Annotated in this window: 19 protein-coding genes; 11 read left to right on the forward strand and 8 right to left on the reverse strand. The window is 58.5% G+C overall.

All coding sequences use genetic code 11. From position 1 onward, the window contains the following. Positions 1 to 4: 4 nt before the first annotated feature. A complete protein-coding gene (locus tag AC2CGI_RS09025) occupies positions 5 to 1,372 on the reverse strand; it encodes a pyridoxal-phosphate dependent enzyme (RefSeq protein ID WP_076740411.1) in 1,368 nt (455 codons plus the stop codon). Positions 1,373 to 1,839: 467 nt separating this feature from the next. Here AC2CGI_RS09025 and AC2CGI_RS09030 point away from each other — a divergent pair, with 467 nt between their 5' ends. Continuing rightward, entirely contained in the window at positions 1,840 to 3,045 is a 1,206-nt protein-coding gene (locus tag AC2CGI_RS09030; protein ID WP_015377270.1) for a serine hydrolase, read from the forward strand. A gap of 94 nt (positions 3,046 to 3,139) precedes the next feature. Here the strand turns inward: AC2CGI_RS09030 and AC2CGI_RS09035 are convergent, their stop codons facing one another. The 3 genes from AC2CGI_RS09035 to AC2CGI_RS09045 form a co-directional block, all read right to left on the reverse strand. Beyond that, on the reverse strand, positions 3,140 to 3,631 hold the full coding sequence (locus AC2CGI_RS09035; protein WP_226882947.1) for a fimbrial protein: 492 nt from the start codon (positions 3,629 to 3,631) through the stop codon (positions 3,140 to 3,142). Positions 3,632 to 3,650: 19 nt separating this feature from the next. Next, positions 3,651 to 4,457, reverse strand: a complete 807-nt coding sequence (locus tag AC2CGI_RS09040; protein WP_021504374.1) for a fimbrial protein — start codon at positions 4,455 to 4,457, stop codon at positions 3,651 to 3,653. Between the two features lie 243 nt (positions 4,458 to 4,700). Continuing rightward, on the reverse strand, positions 4,701 to 5,030 hold the full coding sequence (locus AC2CGI_RS09045; protein ID WP_004938734.1) for a hypothetical protein: 330 nt from the start codon (positions 5,028 to 5,030) through the stop codon (positions 4,701 to 4,703). Between the two features lie 663 nt (positions 5,031 to 5,693). Here AC2CGI_RS09045 and AC2CGI_RS09050 point away from each other — a divergent pair. From AC2CGI_RS09050 to AC2CGI_RS09090, 9 genes are all read left to right on the forward strand, one after another. Further along, positions 5,694 to 6,215 (forward strand): fimbrial protein, encoded by a 522-nt coding sequence (locus tag AC2CGI_RS09050; protein ID WP_004938731.1) that lies wholly within the window; start codon positions 5,694 to 5,696, stop codon positions 6,213 to 6,215. 78 nt (positions 6,216 to 6,293) lie between these two features. Then, a complete protein-coding gene (locus AC2CGI_RS09055) occupies positions 6,294 to 6,830 on the forward strand; it encodes a fimbrial protein (protein WP_015377273.1) in 537 nt (178 codons plus the stop codon). 46 nt (positions 6,831 to 6,876) lie between these two features. Next, positions 6,877 to 9,411 carry an outer membrane usher protein gene (locus tag AC2CGI_RS09060; RefSeq protein ID WP_076740410.1) on the forward strand — a complete coding sequence of 845 codons (2,535 nt, stop codon included), beginning with the start codon at positions 6,877 to 6,879 and terminating at the stop codon, positions 9,409 to 9,411. 81 nt (positions 9,412 to 9,492) lie between these two features. Further along, complete coding sequence (locus AC2CGI_RS09065; protein ID WP_015377275.1) at positions 9,493 to 10,257, forward strand: fimbria/pilus periplasmic chaperone; 765 nt, start codon at positions 9,493 to 9,495, stop codon at positions 10,255 to 10,257. Between the two features lie 74 nt (positions 10,258 to 10,331). Continuing rightward, positions 10,332 to 10,970 (forward strand): fimbrial protein, encoded by a 639-nt coding sequence (locus AC2CGI_RS09070; RefSeq protein ID WP_076740409.1) that lies wholly within the window; start codon positions 10,332 to 10,334, stop codon positions 10,968 to 10,970. Positions 10,971 to 11,020: 50 nt separating this feature from the next. Continuing rightward, positions 11,021 to 11,575, forward strand: a complete 555-nt coding sequence (locus tag AC2CGI_RS09075) for a fimbrial protein (RefSeq protein WP_004938719.1) — start codon at positions 11,021 to 11,023, stop codon at positions 11,573 to 11,575. Between the two features lie 24 nt (positions 11,576 to 11,599). Beyond that, complete coding sequence (locus tag AC2CGI_RS09080; protein WP_076740408.1) at positions 11,600 to 12,022, forward strand: hypothetical protein; 423 nt, start codon at positions 11,600 to 11,602, stop codon at positions 12,020 to 12,022. Then, positions 12,019 to 13,407 (forward strand): FKBP-type peptidyl-prolyl cis-trans isomerase N-terminal domain-containing protein, encoded by a 1,389-nt coding sequence (locus tag AC2CGI_RS09085; protein WP_076740407.1) that lies wholly within the window; start codon positions 12,019 to 12,021, stop codon positions 13,405 to 13,407. Before AC2CGI_RS09080 ends, AC2CGI_RS09085 begins: the two co-directional genes overlap by 4 nt. Further along, a complete protein-coding gene (locus tag AC2CGI_RS09090) occupies positions 13,404 to 14,069 on the forward strand; it encodes a helix-turn-helix transcriptional regulator (protein WP_015377280.1) in 666 nt (221 codons plus the stop codon). The genes AC2CGI_RS09085 and AC2CGI_RS09090 overlap by 4 nt, the downstream gene beginning before the upstream one ends. A 54-nt stretch (positions 14,070 to 14,123) precedes the next feature. Here AC2CGI_RS09090 and AC2CGI_RS09095 read toward each other — a convergent pair whose 3' ends face one another. From AC2CGI_RS09095 to deoC, 4 genes are all read right to left on the reverse strand, one after another. Further along, positions 14,124 to 15,491, reverse strand: a complete 1,368-nt coding sequence (locus tag AC2CGI_RS09095; protein WP_015377281.1) for an L-serine ammonia-lyase — start codon at positions 15,489 to 15,491, stop codon at positions 14,124 to 14,126. Between the two features lie 93 nt (positions 15,492 to 15,584). After that, positions 15,585 to 16,883, reverse strand: coding sequence for an HAAAP family serine/threonine permease (locus tag AC2CGI_RS09100; RefSeq protein ID WP_004938697.1), 1,299 nt, complete (start codon positions 16,881 to 16,883; stop codon positions 15,585 to 15,587). A 979-nt stretch (positions 16,884 to 17,862) separates the two neighbouring features. Next, positions 17,863 to 18,627 carry a DNA-binding transcriptional repressor DeoR gene (deoR, locus tag AC2CGI_RS09105; protein WP_015377282.1) on the reverse strand — a complete coding sequence of 255 codons (765 nt, stop codon included), beginning with the start codon at positions 18,625 to 18,627 and terminating at the stop codon, positions 17,863 to 17,865. A 152-nt stretch (positions 18,628 to 18,779) separates the two neighbouring features. Continuing rightward, entirely contained in the window at positions 18,780 to 19,460 is a 681-nt protein-coding gene (deoC, locus tag AC2CGI_RS09110; protein WP_021504366.1) for a deoxyribose-phosphate aldolase, read from the reverse strand. A 218-nt stretch (positions 19,461 to 19,678) separates the two neighbouring features. Here deoC and AC2CGI_RS09115 point away from each other — a divergent pair, with 218 nt between their 5' ends. After that, positions 19,679 to 20,515, forward strand: a complete 837-nt coding sequence (locus AC2CGI_RS09115; protein ID WP_033633477.1) for an aldose epimerase family protein — start codon at positions 19,679 to 19,681, stop codon at positions 20,513 to 20,515. Positions 20,516 to 20,518: the final 3 nt, after the last annotated feature.

A 20,518-nucleotide genomic window follows, 5' to 3' on the forward strand; every position in this document is an offset into this window, starting at 1 on the left:
CTTATTAACGTAATTTTTGGCGCCAGGCGTTAAGCACGTCTGTGCGGGTAATCAGGCCGAGGAAGCGCTCGCCGTCGAGCACCACCGCGACGTGGCCATGGTTGAAGGTGGCCTGTAATTCCTCGTAGCCGGCTTCCTTTTGCAGCGTATGAACCTGTTTGGTCATCGCGCTGCCGGCCGGCAGGCTGAAGTGGGCGGCGTCGGCCTGGACGGCGTTCAGCAGATCCCACTCATCGATCAAACCGACCACCCGATCGCCTTCCAGCACCGGCAGCTGCGAGATGTCGTACAGCCGCATGCGGGCGTGCACGATCGCCAACGTGTCGTCCGGCGCGGCGGAAACGGCGGCGCCCTCGTCGTGGCGGTAGGCGATCAGATCGCGCAGATCGCCGTGCTGTGGCTTGCTCAGCAGGCCCTGTTCCAGCATCCAGTGATCGTTATACATTTTAGACAGGTATTTGTTGCCGCTGTCGCAGACGAAGGTCACTACCCGCTTGGGTTCGGTCTGTGCGCGGCAGTAACGCAATGCGGCGGCCAGCAGGGTGCCGGTGGACGATCCCGCCAGCACGCCTTCCTTGCGCAGCAGCTCGCGCGCGGTGGTGAAGGCTTCGGCGTCGCCGATGCGGTAAGCGTTGCGCACCTGGTCAAAGTCGCTGAGCGGCGGGACGAAGTCTTCGCCGATACCTTCCACCAGCCAACTGCCGGCTTCGCCGATATGGCCGTGGTCGAGATAGTCCGCCAGTATTGAACCCGCAGGGTCGGCCAGCACGAATTCCGTCTGCGGCGAAACCTCGGCGAAATAGCGGCTCAGCCCGCCCAGCGTGCCGCCGGAGCCGACGCCGACCACGATGGCGTCCACGTCATGCTCCATCTGCCGCCACAGTTCGGGCGCGGTGGTGGTGGTATGGGCCGCCGGGTTGGCCGGATTATTGAACTGGTCGATATAAAAAGCGCCGGGGATCTCTTCCGCCAGGCGTTTGGCGTAATCCTGGTAGTAAGCCGGATGCCCCTTGCCGACGTCCGAACGGGTCAGCAGCACTTCCACCCCCAGCGCGCGCAGGTGGAAGATCTTCTCGCGGCTCATCTTGTCCGGCACCACCAGCAGCAGCTTATAGCCTTTCAATGCCGCCACCAGCGCCAACCCCAGGCCGGTATTGCCGGCAGTGGCTTCGATGATGGTGCCGCCCGGCTGCAGTTTGCCATCGCACTCGGCCTGCTCGATCATCGACAGCGCCACGCGGTCTTTGATCGAACCGCCGGGATTTTGGTTCTCCAGCTTGACGAACAGCCGGCATGGGCCGGTATCGAACTGGGTCAGCTCCAGCATCGGGGTATTGCCAATCATCTCGATGACGGAATGGGGGATCGCCATGACTCATCTCCAGGATTATTCGGTATAAAAGTCGTTGTGCGGATGATAGCGCTGAGGATAAGCGCTTTAAAAAGAACAAATAGCGGTTCTATATGCCATTATGGAATATATTAATCTTTTTTGGACGTATGGATGCGCAGATGTTTAGCGGTGCAGATGCTTGGCCGTGTAGCCGTGGGTAGATGCGAAAATGCGCGTCGCGATGCTTTTTTGAACGATAAGTGCGTGCCTGCGTACAGTTATGTAAAAATGCTGAAAATTCACGCTAAACCCTGCAAAAATAAGATAAATCACATAAACTCACAGCAAGGGCATTTTCGGTGCGTTGCGTTACCCATTACGGGCGCCGCAGGGGGTTGCGGCCGGCACGCGCGCACCGGGCCACTCTCGCTGGTTGGCTTAAAACGTGAACATGTTTGAAAGTTAACGCTATTTCAATGGTTTTGAATGGACACTCTGGCGACGTCATGATGAAAAAAAACTTATCCACTTCCCTGAAAAAACTGACCTTCAGCGTAGGCATCCTGTTGCTGGCCGCCCCGGCCGTGCACGCGGCCGAGCCGCCGGCGCCGCCGCAGGTAGACGCCAAGGCCTTCATTCTGATGGATTACAACAGCGGTAAGGTGCTGACCGAAGGCAATGCCGATACGCGTCTCGATCCCGCCAGCCTGACCAAGATCATGTCCAGCTACGTGATCGGCCAGGCGATCAAGGCCGGCAAGATCAAGCCGGAAGACATGGTCACCGTCGGCAAAGACGCCTGGGCGCCCGGTAACCCGGCGCTGCGCGGCTCTTCGCTGATGTTCATCAAGCCGGGCGATCAGGTGCCGGTGCTGGAACTGAATAAGGGCATCGTGATCCAGTCCGGCAACGACGCCAGCATCGCGCTGGCGGACTACGTGGCGGGCAGCCAGGATTCGTTCGTTGGCCTGATGAACAACTACGCCAAATCTCTGGGGCTGCAGAATACCCACTTCCTGACGGTGCATGGTCTGGATGCGGAAGGGCAGTACAGCACCGCGCGCGACATGGCGCTGCTGAGCCAGGCGTTGATCCGCGACGTGCCGGACGAATACGCGCTGCATAAAGAGAAAGAGTTCACCTTTAACAAGATCCGCCAGATTAACCGCAACCGTCTGCTGTGGAGCAGCAACCTGAACGTCGACGGCATCAAGACCGGTTACACCAGCGGCGCCGGCCACAACCTGGTGGCGTCCGCCACCGACGGCCCGATGCGTCTGATCTCGGTGGTTTTAGGCGCGCCGAGCGATCGCGTGCGCTTTAGCGAAAGCGAAAAGCTGCTGACCTGGGGCTTCCGTTTCTATGAAACCGCGACGCCGATCAAGGCCGATAAGCCGTTCGTCACCCAGAAAGTGTGGTTCGGCGACGTCAGCGAAGTGCCGCTCGGCGTGGCGAAAGACGCCTCGGTCACCATTCCGAAAGGGCAGATGAAAAACCTGAAGGCCAGCTACAAGCTGACCCAACCGACGCTGGAAGCGCCGCTGGCGAAAAACCAGGTGGTCGGCACCATCGATTTCCAGCTGGACGGCAAAACCATCGAGCAGCACCCGCTGGTGGCGATGCAAGAGGTGAAAGAGGGCAACTTCTTCAGCCGCATCTGGGATATGGTGATGATGAAGCTGAGCCAGTGGTTCGGCGGGATCTTCGGCTGAATGCCCTGACACCGCTGCCGCATCGTCGCGTGCGGTTCCTGAAAAAGCCGCAACCTTCCGTTGCGGCTTTTTCATTTTCAGCATCCGTGGCGTTTCAGAAATAGTCCACCAGCATGGTGGCTCCGCTGGAGAAGTCACCTTCCGCCAGGGTGACGGCGCTGTTTTTCACCGGCACCGCATCAAGCGTCGGCGGATTGGCGTAATCGATGTTCAGCGGCGTATTGATGGCGAAAGCCTTGCCGTTGGCCAGCAGTTTGATGCCCAGCCCATTGACGCTGCTGTTCAACACGCTGCTGTCAAAGGCCGCCGCGCTGCCCATGATCTTCATTTTCAGCTGGCGGCTGTTATCCAGAAACTCACACTTGATGCTGTAATCGATGCGTTGCATATAGCGATTACCGTCGATACGTTTGATGCCGACCTTGCCAAAGTCGATATCGATGGTGCGCCCGTCGTTGATCACGCAAGGCGGAGGCGCCACCACGGTGGCGGTGATACTGACCTTGGTGCCCTGGTCGGCGGCCTGGGGGGCGGCGCTGATCACACCCAGCGTAAACAGCAGAGCGCAACGCGTTTTCCTCGTCATGTTCATTCTGGCTCCCGTCTCAAGGTGCGCTGAAGATCAGCGTGGCCGAGCCTGACATCGGACCGGTGGCGATGCTGGTGTAAGGCACATTGTTCTTCACTGGCACAAAGGTGACGGTGTCGTTGCCCAGCCCGTTGACGATGCGCGTTCTGAACGTATTGTTGGGTTTCACCACCGCGCCATTGTGCACCATGGCTACGCCGACATTAGGATTGGAGGTCTTGATGAAATCGCTGGAGAAGCCGCTGGCATCGCTGACCATGCGAACCAAAATGTCTTGTGTCGCGCTCTGATCGTCACACCGGTAGCTGAGCGCCTTGTCCTGTTTGATTTGGGCGTCGATGGCGCTCTGCGTGAGAAAGTCCTGGCGGATCTGACCGAAGTCGACGTTAATCTGCTGGCCGTTGTTGATAGTGCAACTGGTGGTGACGAAGTAGGCGTCGTTGTCGGCGATCAGGCGCCACCGATAAGGCCCACATTTTGGGCAACCTGACTGGTCATTTTTTTGTTCAAAGTTGATTTGGCCGATGACGTCGCCCTTGTTCACCTTGATATCCTGCGTCGGCGAACGGTTGAGCACGATGTAAACCCTGATGGAAATGCTGGCACTGTTTAGGCCGGTAATCGTCATCACCTGGATACCTGATTGGATCGGGGATAAGTAGTCGGTGCCGTTGATTGTCATACCGTTGGCAAGCGTACCGAAAATGGCGGTGTTCATCGTCAACGCCGGGCTGCCGGTGAGTAAAATATCTTTCCAGTTGGCGACGTCGTTTTTACAGGTCACCTGGCTGACGTTGACGATTTCATTTTTCCCGATGGACAATTCAGGGCCTATCTTTACCCTGACGTCGACCGGCGTCATTGAACCACCCTGACCAATGTTCCCGCCGTCGGAGGTTTTACAGGTAAATGCATTGGCGTTACCAATGAGGACGAAAAAAGATAATGCCAGGCAGTGTTGTAAAAATAGGATGGTTGTTTTTCTCACAATAATATCCCGATTATATAGTGTCATTTGGCTAGGTGCCGCCACGAAATAGGGCTAATTAGGCTGACTGTGCCGGCGTTATTCCGTTAAATGAGAATAAGGCGCATCTATTCCTGGTATTTCCTTGTTGTCAGCTGGCAGTAGGGCGGTGGGGTACCACCTCAACGAGTTGTTGATGGAGCCGTCCGTTACGAGCACTTCTTGTTTGGCGACGAGTTCCAACAGCAGTAGCCGGGCGCGGTAAACGCCGACGTTGACGGCGTTGGCCAGTTGCCGGGTAGACAACCACAGATGCTGAGGTGGCAGTCCGGTGTCGGGACATTGACGGGGCGACTGCGCGAATAATGTTTGCAGCAGATCGTGCTGCAATTGCCGTATTTCCTTTTGTTTTGGAGATAACGCTTCCATAGCACTTCCTCTGTATTTCGATTGCTGTATTCCTAAGAAAAAACAAAGTTTCACTGCCTACCAATAACGAGGTAAATCGCGAATCAAGAAAAATCCTATCTATTTATCAGGATTGAAAAAAAGGGGTTTCCCACTCCGTTTCTACCTGTTTGCAGGCTGGGGGAGTGTCACGCAGAAACCTAAAGTTTTGGTTTATTATATTCACAAATGGCGGCTTTGCGATCTGATTAATTGTGAAACAGAGAAAAACAGGATATTGCACTATAAAAGTATTTTTTACGATCTATGAGCCTAAAAATAACACTAAATTAACTTTAATTAGGAAATAAATTGCGAATGTTCGTCTTGATCAAAAAAAGACTTTTTTTGCTGGTGGGCATTTGCCAGAATATTCACCGCCAGACAAGAAGGGCGGATTAGAAAGTATTGGTCTCTGCTTGTTGTGATTTCGTTTATTTTTATATGACGGATTCATTAATGGGTAGACCGCTGCAGACTTGCCGTTATCGACGTATCTATTGTCGGTTTCTTTGGTTTTGGCAGTTAACCAACCAGCAAGATGCTAAAGAATCAGGGCTGCGCATATATAAGCGCGAGCAGATTTCCTGTTGCTCTTTTTCTTGATTGGAATATGCATTTTTTCTTATAAGGAATATAGGTTCTATGAAACTTAACAAAATCATGATGGCTGCAGTGATTGCATTTGGCGCAAGTTCTTTTGCACAGGCAGCCGATCAGGGACACGGTAAAGTGACCTTCACGGGTTCTATTATTGATGCGCCATGCTCTATTGCACCCGAGTCGATCGATCAGACCGTAGATCTGGGCCAGGTTTCTAACGTGGCGTTGAAAAACGGCGGCAAATCCAACCCGCGTCCGTTTGAAATCAAGCTGGAGCAGTGTGATACCACTACGCTGAAAACCGTTAAAACCACCTTCAGCGGCATTGCGTCGTCAACCAACAAAGATCTGTTGGGTATCGCGGGGACCGCCAGCGGCGCCGGCGTAGCAATCACTTATGGCGGCCAGCCGATCAAACTGGGTCAGGCGACTGCAGCACAGACGCTGAATACTGGCAACAACAGCCTGAACTTCGCCGCTTACCTGCAGGGTGAAGGCGCTTCCGCAGCCATCGTTCCGGGCGATTTCACCGCCGTAGCCGACTTCACTCTGGCTTATCAGTAAGTGAGACCGCAGGCCTAATCAACCAGGCATGGGGCACGCCGCATGCCTGGTGACTCTCTGTGTCAAAGGAATGTCGCGATGTTTTTTTCAAGGAATCGGGCGAGTGCCGTTCTTTTGGCGTCGTTGGCGTTTGCGCCCGGCAGTGCAATTTCCGCCGCACAGGGGTGGGGCAAAGTCAGTATGCACGGCGCCATTATCGACACTGCCTGCGCCATTGCCGCCGGCAGCCGCGATCAGACAATCGATATGGACACGCTTCCTATCGGACAGATCATTCGTGACGGCCAGGGAATGACTAAACCTTTCAGTATTGAATTGGTTAATTGCATTTTGGAACGTCCGGAAAACAAGCCTGATTGGAAATTCTTTCAGGTCACGTTTGATGGTTTGGCGGAAGGCGCTTTGTTTGGCGTACAGGGCGATGCGCGCGGCATCGCATTGAAGATAAAAGACAGCCGCGGCAGGCCGGTTATTCCAGGGGAGCCGTTGCCGATGGAGGGAATAATACCGGGCAACCGAGTGCTGAATTATTCCATGACGTTAATGCCGAATCACCAGCCGTTGAAGGTGGGAGCGTATTTTTCCACAGTGCGTTTTAAGCTGGATTATTTTTGATTTTTTTTCGTACTGACGGTTAATTCGTTATTGAAAGGACTTTATTATGCTTTCACCGGCAGGGAAGTTATTTCGTCTTCAGGCCTTGGGGCTTTGTGTCGCCCTTTCTCTGGGAAATCCGATCGCGTTGGTTTATGCCGCCGACGTTATTCAATTCAATACTGACGTCTTGGACATCAACGATCGTAAAAATATCGATCTGAGCCAATTTACGCGCAGCGGCTACATCATGCCGGGCGTTTATACCATGGTGGTGCACGTCAATAAGAACGATCTGGCGGAACAGCCGGTGACGTTTATGGCGCCCGAGAACGATCCTAAAGGCAGCGAAGCCTGTCTTTCGCCGGAGTTGGTCAACCAACTGGGGCTGAAAGAAAAACTGTTAAGTACGCTGAACTGGACGCACGGCGGCCGTTGCCTTGACGCCTCCAGCCTGGCAGGGATGGAAGCCCGCGGCGATCTTGCCAGCTCCTCGCTGTACCTCAACATTCCTCAGGCCTATCTGGAATACAGCTCGGAAAACTGGGACCCGCCTTCGCGCTGGGATGACGGTATTCCCGGGCTGCTGTTTGACTATAACGTCAATGCTCAAACACAAAAACATCAGAAAGGCGGCAGCAGTTACAGCCTGAGCGGCAACGGCACCGGCGGCGCCAATCTGGGCGCCTGGCGTCTACGCGCCGACTGGCAGGCTAATCTCAGCCATCAGACCGGTTCTTCTCAGTCGACCGACAAACAGTTCGACTGGAGCCGCTATTACGCCTACCGGGCTATTCCGGCGCTGCGCTCGCGGCTGACGATGGGGGAGGATTATCTGAACTCCGACATTTTCGACAGCCTGCGCTTTACCGGCGTCAGTCTGCGATCCGACGACAGCATGTTGCCGCCCAACCTGCGCGGCTATGCGCCGGAAGTGACGGGCGTGGCGAAAACCAACGCCAAGGTGGTGGTCAGCCAACAGGGGCGCGTGCTGTATGAGACGCAGGTGGCGGCGGGGCCATTCCGCATTCAGGACATCAACGACGCGGTTTCCGGCGAGCTGGACGTACGTGTCGAAGAGCAAGACGGCAGCGTGCAGGCGTTCAAGATGAATACCGCCAACATCCCTTATCTGACGCGACCGGGTACGGTGCGTTACAAGCTGGCGACGGGCAAGCCGTCGGAGTGGGGGCATCACCTGCGCGGGCCGATGTTCGGCACCGGTGAGTTCTCCTGGGGCATCAGCAACGGCTGGTCGCTGTACGGCGGGGGCATCGCCGGCGGCGATTACAACGCGCTGTCGCTGGGGATCGGGCGCGATCTGATGGCGCTGGGGGCGTTGTCGTTCGATGCCACGCAGTCGCGTGCGCGCTTGCCGCAGGAGGGCGCTCTGACCGGTGGTTCGTACCGGTTGAGCTATTCGAAGAACTTCGACCAGTACGACAGCCAGATCACCTTCGCCGGCTACCGCTTCTCCCAGGAGGACTTCATGAGCATGGGGGACTACCTCGATGCGCGTTACGAAGGGGGACGCAGCGGCAAGAGCAAGGAGATGTACACCATCACCTTCAACAAACAGTTCCGCGATCTGGGGCTCAGCACCTATCTCAACTACAGCCACCAAACCTATTGGGATCGGGCGCCGAACGATCGTTACAACCTGATGGTATCGCGCTACTTCGATATCGGCGATTTCAAGAACGTCAGCGTATCGCTGTCGGCCTATCGCAACCGTTACAACGAGCGCAATGACGACGGGATGTACCTGTCGCTGTCGCTGCCCTGGGGCAGCGCCGGGACGCTCAGTTACAACATGACGCTCGATCGCGAAGAGAACGCCCATCGGGTCGGTTACTACAACCGGGTCGATGAACACAACAACTATCAGATCAGCGCCGGCGCAGCGCGCAGCGGGGCGACGGCCAGCGGCTATTACAGCCATCAGGGCGATATGGCGCAGATCAACGCCAACGCCAGCTACCAGGCCGGCCGTTACAGCGCTGTCGGCATCGGCGCGCAGGGGGGGCTGACGATGGCGGCGGAAGGGGCGGTGCTGCACCGGGTCAATACGCCGGGCGGCACGCGCTTGCTGCTGGATACCGAAGGCGTCGCCGGCGTGCCGGTGCGCGGCTACGGCAGTACGGTGCTGACCAACCGTTACGGCAAAGCGGTGGTGGCGGATGTAAACAGCTACTACCGCAACAAGGCCAGCATCGATCTCAACAGCCTGAGCGACAACGTCGAGGCGACGCGTTCCGTGGTGCAGGCCACGTTGACCGAGGGGGCCATCGGCTACCGCAAGTTTGAGGTGATAGCCGGCGAGAAGGCGATGGCGATCGTCAAACTGGCGGACGGCAGCGAGCCGCCGTTCGGCGCCACGGTGCTGAATGCCCGCAAACAGGAGACCGGCATCATCAATGACGGCGGCAGCGTTTACCTGTCCGGCCTCAACCCCGGCGAGCGCATGCGCGTGCATTGGAACGGCGCGGCGCAGTGTGAAATCCAGTTGCCGGCGCCGCTGCCGGCCGAATTGCTGATGAACACGCTGCTGCTGCCTTGCCGTCCTCTGGCCGGCAACAAGCCGGCGGCTGACGCCAACTGACTTACACCCGGCGGAGTGCGCTCCGCCGCTAAACCGCCGGGGCGGGATTGCCCGCCTTCGGCCGACTGGAACCGTGAAGACATGATGAATCTGACTATGACCAGAAAGACCGTTTCCCTTGTGGGCCCGCTCGCCGCCGCATTGACGCTCGGCGCGGTCGGCCTGCCCGCTCATGCGGCTATCGCGCTGGATCGCACGCGCGTGATTTTCGACGGCGACCTGAAAACGGTCAGTCTCAACATCAGTAACCAGAACAAACAGTTGCCGTATTTGGCGCAGGGATGGATCGAAGACGATCGCGGCAACAAGATCCAAAGCCCCTTCACCGTGCTGCCGCCGGTGCAGCGGGTGGAGCCGGGCAAACCGAGCCAGGTGAAGATCCAGTCGCTGCCGGCCGCGCGTCAGCTGCCGCAGGACCGGGAGACGCTGTATTACTTCAACCTGCGGGAAATCCCGCCGCGCAGCAATAAGCCGAACACGCTGCAGATAGCGTTGCAGACCCGCATCAAAATGTTTTATCGCCCGGCGGCGCTCGCCCCGAAGAAGAACGCGGCGCCGTGGCAGGAGCAACTGACGCTGACCCGGCAGGGTGACAAGTATGTGGTGAACAACCCGACCCCTTATTACGTGACGATCGTTGAGGCGAGCGCCGGCAAGGGCGGCAAAGGGGCGGCCGGCTTTGAACCGTTGATGGTGGCGCCGAAGGCCAGCGCCCCGCTGAACGTGCCCGCCGCGAGCCTCGGCAACGGTCCGTCGCTGGCGTACATCAACGATTACGGCGGGCGGCCGCAGTTGAACTTCCGCTGCGCCGGCAGTGCCTGCCAGGTCGTGCCGGTCGCCAAATGACGAGCCGCGCGCAAGCAGGGAAGACCGAGTCATGAACACAGCGGAGTGAACGAATCATGCAACGAAAGATCCCCATGCTGTTGGGAAAGGCCTATGAACGTCATCAGCGACGCACTATCGGCCTGACGGTGTTGGCCGCGCTGATGGTGCCGCTGACGGCGGGCACGATGCTGATGCTGATGCCGCCGGCCCGCGCGGTGGACAACTGGGACGTGGAGGGGGCGAACGGCACGCTCCACGTTTACGGCGCGTTGACGGAAAGCGCCTGCAGCCTGGAAATGACCACCGCTCGTCAGGAAGTGTGGTTGGGTGAGACGGGAACGGCGCACTTCCAGCGCCCGGGCGATCGCGGCACGCCGGTGGCGTTCGAGCTGACGCTGAAAGACTGTCTGCGGGCGCCGGCGAGCAGCCGCGACGCCTGGACCGGGGTGCTGGCCTGGAGCGGCAGCCAGCCTGCGGTGTCCGTGGCGTTTGCCGCGCCGACGGATGACGACGCGCCGGGGTTGGTCAGGGTTGCCGGCGTCACCGGGTTGGGGTTGCAGCTGACGGATGCCAGCGGCCTGTCTGTGCGCCTCGGCGCGCGTAACAAACCGGTATTGCTGACGCCGGGACAAAACACCCTGACGTATACGGTGACGCCGGTGCGCACCCCGGCGACGCTGAGCGCCGGCGCTTACCGTGCGGCGATCGATTTCCGGCTTTACTACGACTAATACGCCGCTTGCGCCCGGTCGGCGCAAGCACAACCAAAGGGAGTGGCGTCATGCGCGCGACAGAGACGAACCGGCGCCGGAGCGCGCTGTTGGGGGCTGGCATGGTCATGGCGGCCGGCATAATGGCGCAGTCGGCGACTGCGGCGGAAAACATGCGCTTTCACGGCACGCTGGTGGCCGAGCCGTGCGTCATTCAGCCAGGGGATGAGGACATTCCGCTGGATTTCGGCACCATCGTCGACAAATACCTGTATCTGAACACCCGCTCCCACAGTCAAACCTTCGCATTGCACCTGACCGAGTGCGATCTCAGCCTGGGCAATACGGTGGCTATCACGTTTACCGGCACCGAGAACGCCAAACTGCCCGGCCTGTTGGCATTGGATGCCGGCAGCCTGGCGTCGGGGATCGGCATCGGGCTGGAAGACAGCAGCGGCAAGGCGCTGCCGCTCAATCGCGCCAGCGATAAATTCCGCCTGAGTGCCGGCAACACCACGCTTACGCTGCAGGCCTATGTGCAAGGGGAACCGGAGGCTATCCAGACGAAGTCCATCGGCCGCGGCACCTTCAGCGCGGTGGCCACTTTTACGTTGGAATACGAATAAGCGTCTACAAGGACAAGAAACGCAATGATGAGAAAGCACGTCAATCACGCCCTGCGCATGGGGCTGCTGTGCCTGTTGGCGTTGAGCGCCGCCGCTTGCCAAAGCCAAAAGTCGGGCAAGCCCGCCGTGAACACTAAAAATCAGGTTGTGCAACCTCCGTCAGAAGAGGCTTTGCGCAAGCAGCGTGAGGCCGAACAGCTGCAGCAGTGCCTGCAGCAACTGGGCGCATTGCGCGCGATCGACGAGAAACAGTATCAGCGCTATAAACGGGCCTTCGACAGCCTGATGAGCGGCGCTTCGCAGTACGCCAGCCTGCGCGCCCGGGTAAACGGTGACACGCAGGAGACGGTGGATGCGCTGTATCGCTACAAGGTCAACTATCTGTGCGCCGGGGTGAATCAGGCGGTGTTGACCGGCTTGGCGGATCGTGGGGAGCAGATTAAATGAGGCTGCGCCTGCTGGGCTGCGTCGCTCTGCTGTTCTCCGGCGTCGCGCTGGCGGACGACGGCGTGCCGGCGCTGCTGCAGTTTGCCGAGCAGTATCAACGGCAAAACATCGTGCCGACGAACGAAAAAGCGGCGCCAGTCGAACGCGAGTCGGGGCAAAAAAAGCGTGAGCCCGCGAAGCGCTCGTCGGACAACAATAAGCCAGCCTCACCGGCCAAAGCTTTTACGCTGACCCAGGAATTATTGGCGCGTGACCAACAGCTGGCGCGCCAGCGAATGGAACTGACGATGTTGCGCCAGGAACTCGCCGCGTTGCGGGCGGAGAAAGCGACGCCATCCGTCGCGACGTTGCCCGATTCGTCAACGCTGCAAAAGTGGATCGCCGGGCTGGGCGCCGCCTGGCGCGGCTCGCCCGACGCGCAGCGCGCCGAGGCGCTGCTGCGTCAGGCGACGCAGGAAACCGCCCAAAGCAGAGCGACGGCGGCGCAGGCCGAACGGCGCGTCACCGAACTTGAGTCTGCCGCGCAGGCATCGGCACAGACGCTTGCACAACGCCAACGCGAGCACCAGGAGGCGTTGAACGCTCTGCGCGCCGCGTTGGAAGAAAGCGAGCAGAAGCGGGCCGGTGAGCAGAAGGCGACTCAGCAGGCGCGCGAAGACCTGCTGGCGTTGCGTAAGCGGCTGCCATGGGAGATGACGCCGGAGCAGTTGAAGGATGATCGCAAGCGTCTGTCCTATGCGGCGGGCAGTGCGCTGGGGCGGGACATTCAGGGGGTAGTGGCGGAGCGTCAAAGTTGGGGCGTGCCGGTGGATCGCGACAGCCTGTTGGCGGGCGTCATCGATAGCGTCTCGGGGCGTTTGCGGTTGCCGCCGGATGAACTGAATGCGCTGACGGCGCAAGCGGATGCCAACGCCGTGGCCGCGCGTGAGAAACGCGTTAACGAACAGCGGCGGCGTGATGAAGATTACCTGACGCAGTTCAGTCAACAAAAGGACGTAAAGCAATCGGCGATGGGCTTCTGGTATCGGGTGGATTACGCCGGGGAGGGCGCGCTGGCGCCAACGACGGTGGTTGATGTGGTCGTGAAGGAGACGTTGACCGACGGTACGGTGATCCAGGATATGGAACTGAGCGGCAAGGTGCTGTCGCAACCGTTGTCCGAGTATCCGCCGCTGTTTCGGGAGGCGATAAGCCACCTGCACAACCACGGATCGCTGACGATGGTCGTGCCGCCAGCGCTGGCCTACGGCGAAACCGGCTATCCGCCGAAAGTGCCACCCAACGCCACCATGATTTATGAATTACGCATCGACAACAGTCAGGCGCCGACAAAGGGTGCCCAGGCGGTTAAACGGGAAGCCGGAACGGCGGGGAGGCAGGGATGAACACGATGATAAAAATCGCGCTATTTGATGAAAACCGTTACTTCAGCGCCGGTTGGCAGGAGGCCCTGGCGCTGCACTTCAGCACTTACGGCAAGCGTACGCTGTTACTGGATGCGCAGCAGGTTCACGAAGCCGATCTGGTGTTCTGCTATTTTCCCCCCGGCGTGCAAAGCTGTTTTTGTCACTTCTTTGAGGCGCAGACCGCAGGGCGCAAAACGCTGTATTTCTCGTTGCGAATGCCGGAGGGGCGGCATAAACGCACCGTCGGTAACCGCTGCGCGCTGGAGGCCGGCGTCATCTACCACGATATGCCGTTGGTTTCGGCGCTGTATCAGGTGAGCGCCGAGCTGGAGCGGCGCAGCAAATGGCCGAACCGGCCGGGTTGTGGCAGAAACTGCATATGCCAGCACCGCGGCCTGACGCTGCGCGAACAGGAGATCATGCGCTGTATGACGCGCGAGATGGGGGTGACGCAAATCGCCCGGATGCTGGACATCAGCGTGAAAACCGTCAGCAACCACAAGATGAGCGTGATGCGCAAAATGGGATTCCGGCGTAATGCCGAACTTTACGGTTGGCTGCGGCACAGCGCTCGTCCTGGGGCTGTGGGGGGGCGAGCCGGCATTCAGGTGGGCGTTGCGGCAGGGAAAGAGCGGCATTGAAACGGCGCCGGCCAAGTCAGACCGGCCGGCGCCTTTAGTGCCTCGCCGTGGCGATCAGTTACAGGCCACGACCTTGATCGCCAGCCCGCCCTGTGAGGTTTCGCGGTATTTGGCGTTCATGTCTTTGCCGGTTTCGTACATGGTTTCGATCACCTTATCCAGACAAACCCGCGGCTCGCTGGTGCGGCGCATCGCCATGCGCGCGGCGTTGACTGCCTTGACGGCGGAAATGGCGTTGCGTTCGATGCACGGCACCTGAACCTGGCCGGCGAGCGGATCGCAGGTCAGCCCCAAATGGTGCTCCATGGCGATCTCCGCCGCGATACACACCTGCGCCGGGCTGCCGCCCAGCAGCTCGGTCAACCCGGCCGCCGCCATTGAACAGGCCACGCCCACTTCCCCCTGGCAGCCCACTTCGGCGCCGGAGATCGAGGCGTTCATCTTGTACAGCGCACCAATCACCCCGGACGCCAGGAAATAGCGGGTGTAGGAGTTGGCATTCACCGGGCGGATGAACTTGTCGTAGTAGGCCAGTACCGCAGGGATGATGCCGCAGGCGCCGTTGGTCGGCGCGGTGACCACGCGGCCACCGGCGGCGTTCTCTTCGTTGACCGCCAGCGCGAACATGTTGATCCAATCGACCACGTTCATCGGGTCGATATTGTTCTTGTCTCCGGTCACCAGAATGCGGCGCAGCGCGGCGGCGCGGCGCGGCACCTTCATCGGGCCGGGCAGCAAGCCTTCGGTGTTGATGCCGCGCTCGATACCGGCGCTCATCACCTGCCAGACGTCGGCGAAGTGCGCGTCGATATCCGCTTTGCTGCGCAGCGCCAGTTCGTTCTGCATCACCAGGCCGGACAACGACAGCCCGGTCTCTTTGCAATGCTGCTGCAGATCGTGCGCCGATTTGAACGGGTAGGGCACTGGCGTGGCGCCCTCGGTGGATTGGCCGAAGTGCTCTTCGTCGACGATGAAACCGCCGCCGATCGAGTAATAGGTTTTGCTGTGCAGCAAGCGTTCACCGGCGAAGGCGCGGATGCGCATGCCGTTTTCGTGCAGCGGCAGGTTGTCGCTGTGGAAGTTCATGCCGCCGTGCAGCGGGAAATCCACCTCGTGATGGCCGTTGGCCAGCGGCAGGCGGCCGCGCTGTTCGACGTCGCGGATAAAGCCCGGAATGCTGTCGATGTCCACGTCGTGCGGCAGGTTGCCGGCCAAGCCCATGATGATGGCGATGTCGGTGTGGTGGCCTTTACCGGTCAACGACAGCGAACCGTACACGTCGACCACCACGCGGGTAGTGTCCTGCAGCTGCTGGTGGGCGATCAGATCGTCGACGAACTGTTTGCCGGCCTTCATCGGGCCAACGGTGTGGGAGCTGGATGGGCCGATGCCAATTTTGAAAATATCGAAAACGCTGACCATGGTCTCGCCTCCTTCTTCAGGTTTCAGGCGGTGAATACGGGAAATGGGGGCAGTGCGGGAGGGCCGGCGCGCAGCGGCGCCGGCCGGACGTGATTAGCCGAGCAGGCTGAACACGATAGCAGAGATGGCGATCAGACCCATCACAACCACAAACACGTTGCTGATGTGGCCGCTGTACTTGCGCATGGCAGGCACTTTACGGATGGCGTACATCGGCATCAGGAACAGCAGCATGGCGATGATTGGGCCACCCAGGGTTTCGATCATGCCCAGGATGCTCGGGTTCAGGGTGGCGACGATCCAGGTGGTCACCAGCATGAAGATAGCGGTCATGCGGTTCAGCTTGGCGGTGCTGACGGTTTTGCCGCGGCTCTTCATCGACTTGGCGACCAGGCCGTTGAAGCCTTCACGGGCGCCCAGGTAGTGGCCCAGGAACGATTTGGTGATGGCGACGAAGGCGATAACCGGCGCGATGTACTCGATCATCGGGTTGTTAAAGTGGTTAGCCAGGTAAGACAGAATCGAGATGTTCTGCGCCTTGGCTTCCGCCAGGTTTTCCGGCGTCAGGCTCAGCACGCAGCTGAACACGAAGAACATCACGGTCAGCACCATCATGATGTGTGCGTAAGCCAGAATGCGGGAGCATTTCTTCTCGGCGTCTGCGCCGTACTCTTCGCGTTTGGCGACGGCGAAGGCGGAGATGATCGGCGAGTGGTTGAAGGAGAACACCATCACCGGGATCGCCAGCCACAGGGTCATGATCAGGCCGTGACCCATGCCGGTACCGCTGCCGGACAGCGACACGTTTTCGAAGATGGCGCCGGTCCAGTTAGGGATCAGATACACCGCCAGCAGCATCAGCACTGCGACGAACGGGAAGACCAGGATGCTCATGGTTTTCACGATGGCCTGCTCACCGAAGCGCACGATGGTCATCAGGCCGACGATCAGGATCAGCGACAGAATGGCGCGCGGCGGCGATGTCATGCCCAACTGGTGGGTGATGAAGCTGTCGACGGTGTTGGTGATCGCCACGCTGTAAACCAACAGAATCGGGTAGATGGCGAAGAAGTACAGCAGGGTAATCAGTTTACCGGCGGTGATGCCGAAGTGCTCTTCCACCACGGCGGTGATGTCTTCACCGGGATTTTTGCCGGACAGAACGAAACGGCACAGACCGCGGTGGGCAAAGAAGGTCATCGGGAAAGCGATGATGGCCATGATGATCAGAGGAATCAAACCGCCGATGCCGGCGTTGATGGGCAAGAACAGGACGCCTGCGCCGATGGCGGTGCCGTACAGGCCCAACATCCACATGGTATCCGTTTTACGCCAGGTACTGCTGGAGCCCGAGGCCGCAGAGGCAATTGTGCCGGTCTGTGTAGTGTCCATAAATATCTCCGAAGTGAACACGAATTTAAAATTAAAAGGCAAAACTTAAGGTTAAACCGTCAAACGTCCTATTCAGGCAACGCTTGCGGTAAGAATCAGGTGTTGCTTGCGGGGATGTTTTGGCGTCCCCCTGGTTGTTTATTGCGTTCATTACCAAGGCACAGCGCCGGGTAATTCACTAAAGACTTTTCACCGTCGCGGGCGATAAAAGTCGTTACCGCTGCCGACAGGTCTTTGCCTGTCGATTTTTGTTGGCGGCAAGATAACGATTTACAGTAGAAACAACCGTGATCCTGCTCTCAAATGCGCAATATGTGCAGTTATCAGCTTTTTTATCGATTTTTCGCGCATTTGTTGCACATTTGTGTAAGATTTTGTGCTGAGAACGCTCTCATGAAAGTTTCTGCGATTATGCGGTATGTACAATAATTAACCAGATAAAGCGCTGTGCTCAGCAGCAAGCCGAGCAATATATTTTATGCGTGGTTTTGGATCTAGCGAAAAACCCGGATTAAGCAGTTTTAGTGATGTAGATCACATTATGTTTTTAAGGTAAATGACGTTTATCTTTTTGTTTTTATTTTGTTTTTGTTGAAAATCACCGCTAGTAACGAAGGGAAATTACTTACGTGGTTAGCGGATAAAAATGCGTAACCATTCATCATATAAATAACAGATACCTAACAGGTATTGGCGAGATTTGCTGCAATTGCGTAAACCGCCGTTTATTTAAACTTCCTGGCCTTTGGCTCGATTTATCATATAAAAGCCATAAATAGCCGTTAATTCACCCAACCGACCGCGTGGTTAGCCTGCGAAAAAATAATCACGCGGGTGAGCTGTTGCATTTTATTAACCTGATGTTGCGTGCGGATAAGCGAAAAACGTGAATTGATTGCGCATTATTTGTTCACTTTTCGGCGGGGAAAGAGGGATATCGAAGCGGTGCGCCGTCGGTTATGACGGCGCTGAAGGCGGACTAATAGCGGATAGCGATGGCGTTATCGTTGAAGAACGCCATGAAGTCGGCGTCCGGCTGGCGATCGGTGATCACCCGATCGAACTGCGTCAGCGGGCCGATGCAGGCCGGTTTGGTTTTGCCGAACTTGCTGTGGTCTGCCACCAGGATCTTTTGCTGCGCCATCGCCATGGCGCGATGCTTCATCTCCAGCTCGTCGAAGTTGAAGCAGGTGGCGCCGTGCTGCAGGCTGAGGCCGGCGGCGGAGATAAAGGCGATGTTCGGGCAGATGTGATCGAGCTCGTTGCGGCCGCCGACGCTGGAAAAGATGTAGTTGTTCGGCTTGAACTCGCCGCCGCACAGCACCACCTTGCAGTTCGGTTTGTCCTGCAGCGCCAGGAAGGTGTTCAGCGAATGACACACGGCGGTGAAAGCCAGCTCGTCGGTGATGGCGTCGATGATCGCCGGCGTGGTGGTGCCGCAGTCGAAAAACACCGTGTCGTTTTCATTGATCAGCGGCGCCGCCAGCAGGCCGATGCGCCGTTTCTCCGTTACCTGTTTGGCTTTTTGATCGGAAACGAAGTAGTTGGTCACGCCGTTGCTGCGCGGATCGGTCACCACGTAGCCGCCGAGTAACACCACGGCCGCCGGTTCGGCGCTCAGATCGCGGCGAATGGTCATCTCCGAGACCCCCAGCAGCACGGCGGCTTCTTTCAGGTGGATCTTGTCAGCGCGTTTTAACGCCTGAACTAACCGGTTGATACGTTCTTCGCGCCGCGTTTCCATAGATCCGTCTTCCCACAGGTAGTAGAGATAAAAGGCGAGCCGGCATTTCCGGCGCTAAACAGAACGATGCGGGGCAATATCGGGCCGCATCAACCGCCCGTATTGTCCCGCATCGGAGTGTATTGGCTATGCCCCTCAGGGCATACCGACGATCAGTAGCTGCCCGCTGCCGCCTGAGCGCCGGAGACGATGGCGACGCCGGAGCTGGTGCCGATACGCGTGGCGCCGGCTTTGATCATCTTCTCGGCGGTGGCGCGATCGCGCACGGCGCCGGAAGCTTTCACGCCCATTTCGCTGCCCACGGTCTCGCGCATCAGTTTGACGTGCTCTTCCCGAGCGCCGCCGGTGCTGAAGCCGGTGGAGGTTTTCACGAAGGCGACATCGAGTTCGCGACACATTTCACAAACCTGGACGATCTGCGCATCGCTGAGCAGGCAGGTTTCCAATATTACCTTCAACGGGATCGCCGCGCAAACCTCGCGCACGGCGGCGATGTCGGCTTTCACTTCGTCCAGCAGGCCGCTCTTCAGCCAGCCGACGTTGATCACCATGTCGATCTCTTGCGCGCCGGCGGCGATCGCCGCTTTGGCTTCAAAGGCTTTGGCGACGGTCAGGCCGGCGCCCAGCGGGAAACCGATTACCGAGCAGACTTTCACCGTGCTTTCCTGCAGCAGCTGGGCGGCCAGCGGCACGTAGCCGGAGTTGACGCATACCGCATAGAAGTTGTGCTGCTGCGCTTCTTCGCACAGTTTGGCGATCTGCATTTCGGTGGCGTCCATGGCCAGCAGGGTGTGGTCAACATAGCTGGCGTAATCGATGTTTTCGGTGGTCATCGCGGTTCCTTAGTGAAGTTGAGAAAAGAGCATGGATAGGTAATGTGAAAATAATAACATTGCAATGTCGATAAACCTAGCGGGATTTGAAAAATGTCGACGAGATCATAGTTACTTCACTGTTATATGTATAACTTAGAGGAGGGTGGTTTGTTATTTAAATAACATTTTCAGCGACCGCTCGCGGCCTGCGCGGGCGAAACGTCGAGGGGAAAAAGATGAAGATCAACATCGACCTGGCTCCTGAAGCTTTCGGGACGTATCGGCAGGAACTGTTCCGTAACGCGGATTTCGCGGTGAGCGCGCATCGCTGCGCAGAACGCGGGCCGATGCTGACGCTGGCGAACTGCCGTGGCGCGCTGACGGTTTTGCCGTATCAGGGCCTCGCGATCTGGGACGCCGAATTTGACGGTCATTCGCTGAAATCGGGCCGCCGCAGCGTGCGGGGCGCCGGAAGAAAGCGCGCTGACGACGCCGCGTTCTGTCCCGCCTGGCCGAGTCACGACGGCGCGCCGCTCCAGATGCAACGCGTGTGGCTGCAGCTGGCGGGCGATGAGCTGACGTTGCACGGTGAAGGCGAGCGGTTGGGCGGGCGTTGGCGCATCGGCCCGGCGCTGCGTCTGGCGGCCCAGAGCGCGCAGTTCGCCATAGAGATGAAGGTTACCAACCTGGCCGATCGGCCGCAGCCGCTGCGCTATGTGTGCCGCCTCAACTACGATTGCATTCCCGACGCGGTGTTCCGCCAAAACTTGCCGACGCCGGCGCTGTTGGGAGAGATGCTCGGGCAGGAACTGCTGTGCTCCGACGATCTGACGCGCTACGTGGATCAGGCCGAGTTCTTTATGCTGGCGCCGCAAGGCCGCCGCTATGTGACGCGTTTTGCCACCGGGCAATTCAACTATGGCCTGCGGCGCATCGCTGTCCAGGGCAACAGGCGGCTGCTTGCTTTTATCCAGCCGGCAAACTGCCGGCCTAACGCGCCGGAAGGGGAGGCGGGAGTGATGCTGGGAGCGGGAAAAACGCGGGCATTTTGCGTGACCACCGGCGTGGTGTGAAAG

Source organism: Serratia sp. LSHTC3, from assembly GCF_057197125.1.

Excerpts from the sequence above, each read along its gene's own strand:
- AC2CGI_RS09025 (WP_076740411.1), bottom strand. The coding sequence starts at position 1,372 with ATGGCGATCCCCCATTCCGTCATCGAGATGATTGGCAATACCCCGATG.
- AC2CGI_RS09115 (WP_033633477.1), top strand. The coding sequence starts at position 19,679 with ATGAAGATCAACATCGACCTGGCTCCTGAAGCTTTCGGGACGTATCGG.
- AC2CGI_RS09035 (WP_226882947.1), bottom strand. The coding sequence starts at position 3,631 with ATGACGAGGAAAACGCGTTGCGCTCTGCTGTTTACGCTGGGTGTGATC.
- AC2CGI_RS09080 (WP_076740408.1), top strand. The coding sequence starts at position 11,600 with ATGATGAGAAAGCACGTCAATCACGCCCTGCGCATGGGGCTGCTGTGC.
- AC2CGI_RS09055 (WP_015377273.1), top strand. The coding sequence starts at position 6,294 with ATGTTTTTTTCAAGGAATCGGGCGAGTGCCGTTCTTTTGGCGTCGTTG.
- AC2CGI_RS09060 (WP_076740410.1), top strand. The coding sequence starts at position 6,877 with ATGCTTTCACCGGCAGGGAAGTTATTTCGTCTTCAGGCCTTGGGGCTT.
- AC2CGI_RS09045 (WP_004938734.1), bottom strand. The coding sequence starts at position 5,030 with ATGGAAGCGTTATCTCCAAAACAAAAGGAAATACGGCAATTGCAGCAC.
- AC2CGI_RS09050 (WP_004938731.1), top strand. The coding sequence starts at position 5,694 with ATGAAACTTAACAAAATCATGATGGCTGCAGTGATTGCATTTGGCGCA.
- AC2CGI_RS09090 (WP_015377280.1), top strand. The coding sequence starts at position 13,404 with ATGAACACGATGATAAAAATCGCGCTATTTGATGAAAACCGTTACTTC.
- deoC (WP_021504366.1), bottom strand. The coding sequence starts at position 19,460 with ATGACCACCGAAAACATCGATTACGCCAGCTATGTTGACCACACCCTG.
- AC2CGI_RS09095 (WP_015377281.1), bottom strand. The coding sequence starts at position 15,491 with ATGGTCAGCGTTTTCGATATTTTCAAAATTGGCATCGGCCCATCCAGC.
- AC2CGI_RS09100 (WP_004938697.1), bottom strand. The coding sequence starts at position 16,883 with ATGGACACTACACAGACCGGCACAATTGCCTCTGCGGCCTCGGGCTCC.
- AC2CGI_RS09070 (WP_076740409.1), top strand. The coding sequence starts at position 10,332 with ATGCTGTTGGGAAAGGCCTATGAACGTCATCAGCGACGCACTATCGGC.
- AC2CGI_RS09065 (WP_015377275.1), top strand. The coding sequence starts at position 9,493 with ATGATGAATCTGACTATGACCAGAAAGACCGTTTCCCTTGTGGGCCCG.
- AC2CGI_RS09030 (WP_015377270.1), top strand. The coding sequence starts at position 1,840 with ATGATGAAAAAAAACTTATCCACTTCCCTGAAAAAACTGACCTTCAGC.
- AC2CGI_RS09075 (WP_004938719.1), top strand. The coding sequence starts at position 11,021 with ATGCGCGCGACAGAGACGAACCGGCGCCGGAGCGCGCTGTTGGGGGCT.
- AC2CGI_RS09085 (WP_076740407.1), top strand. The coding sequence starts at position 12,019 with ATGAGGCTGCGCCTGCTGGGCTGCGTCGCTCTGCTGTTCTCCGGCGTC.
- deoR (WP_015377282.1), bottom strand. The coding sequence starts at position 18,627 with ATGGAAACGCGGCGCGAAGAACGTATCAACCGGTTAGTTCAGGCGTTA.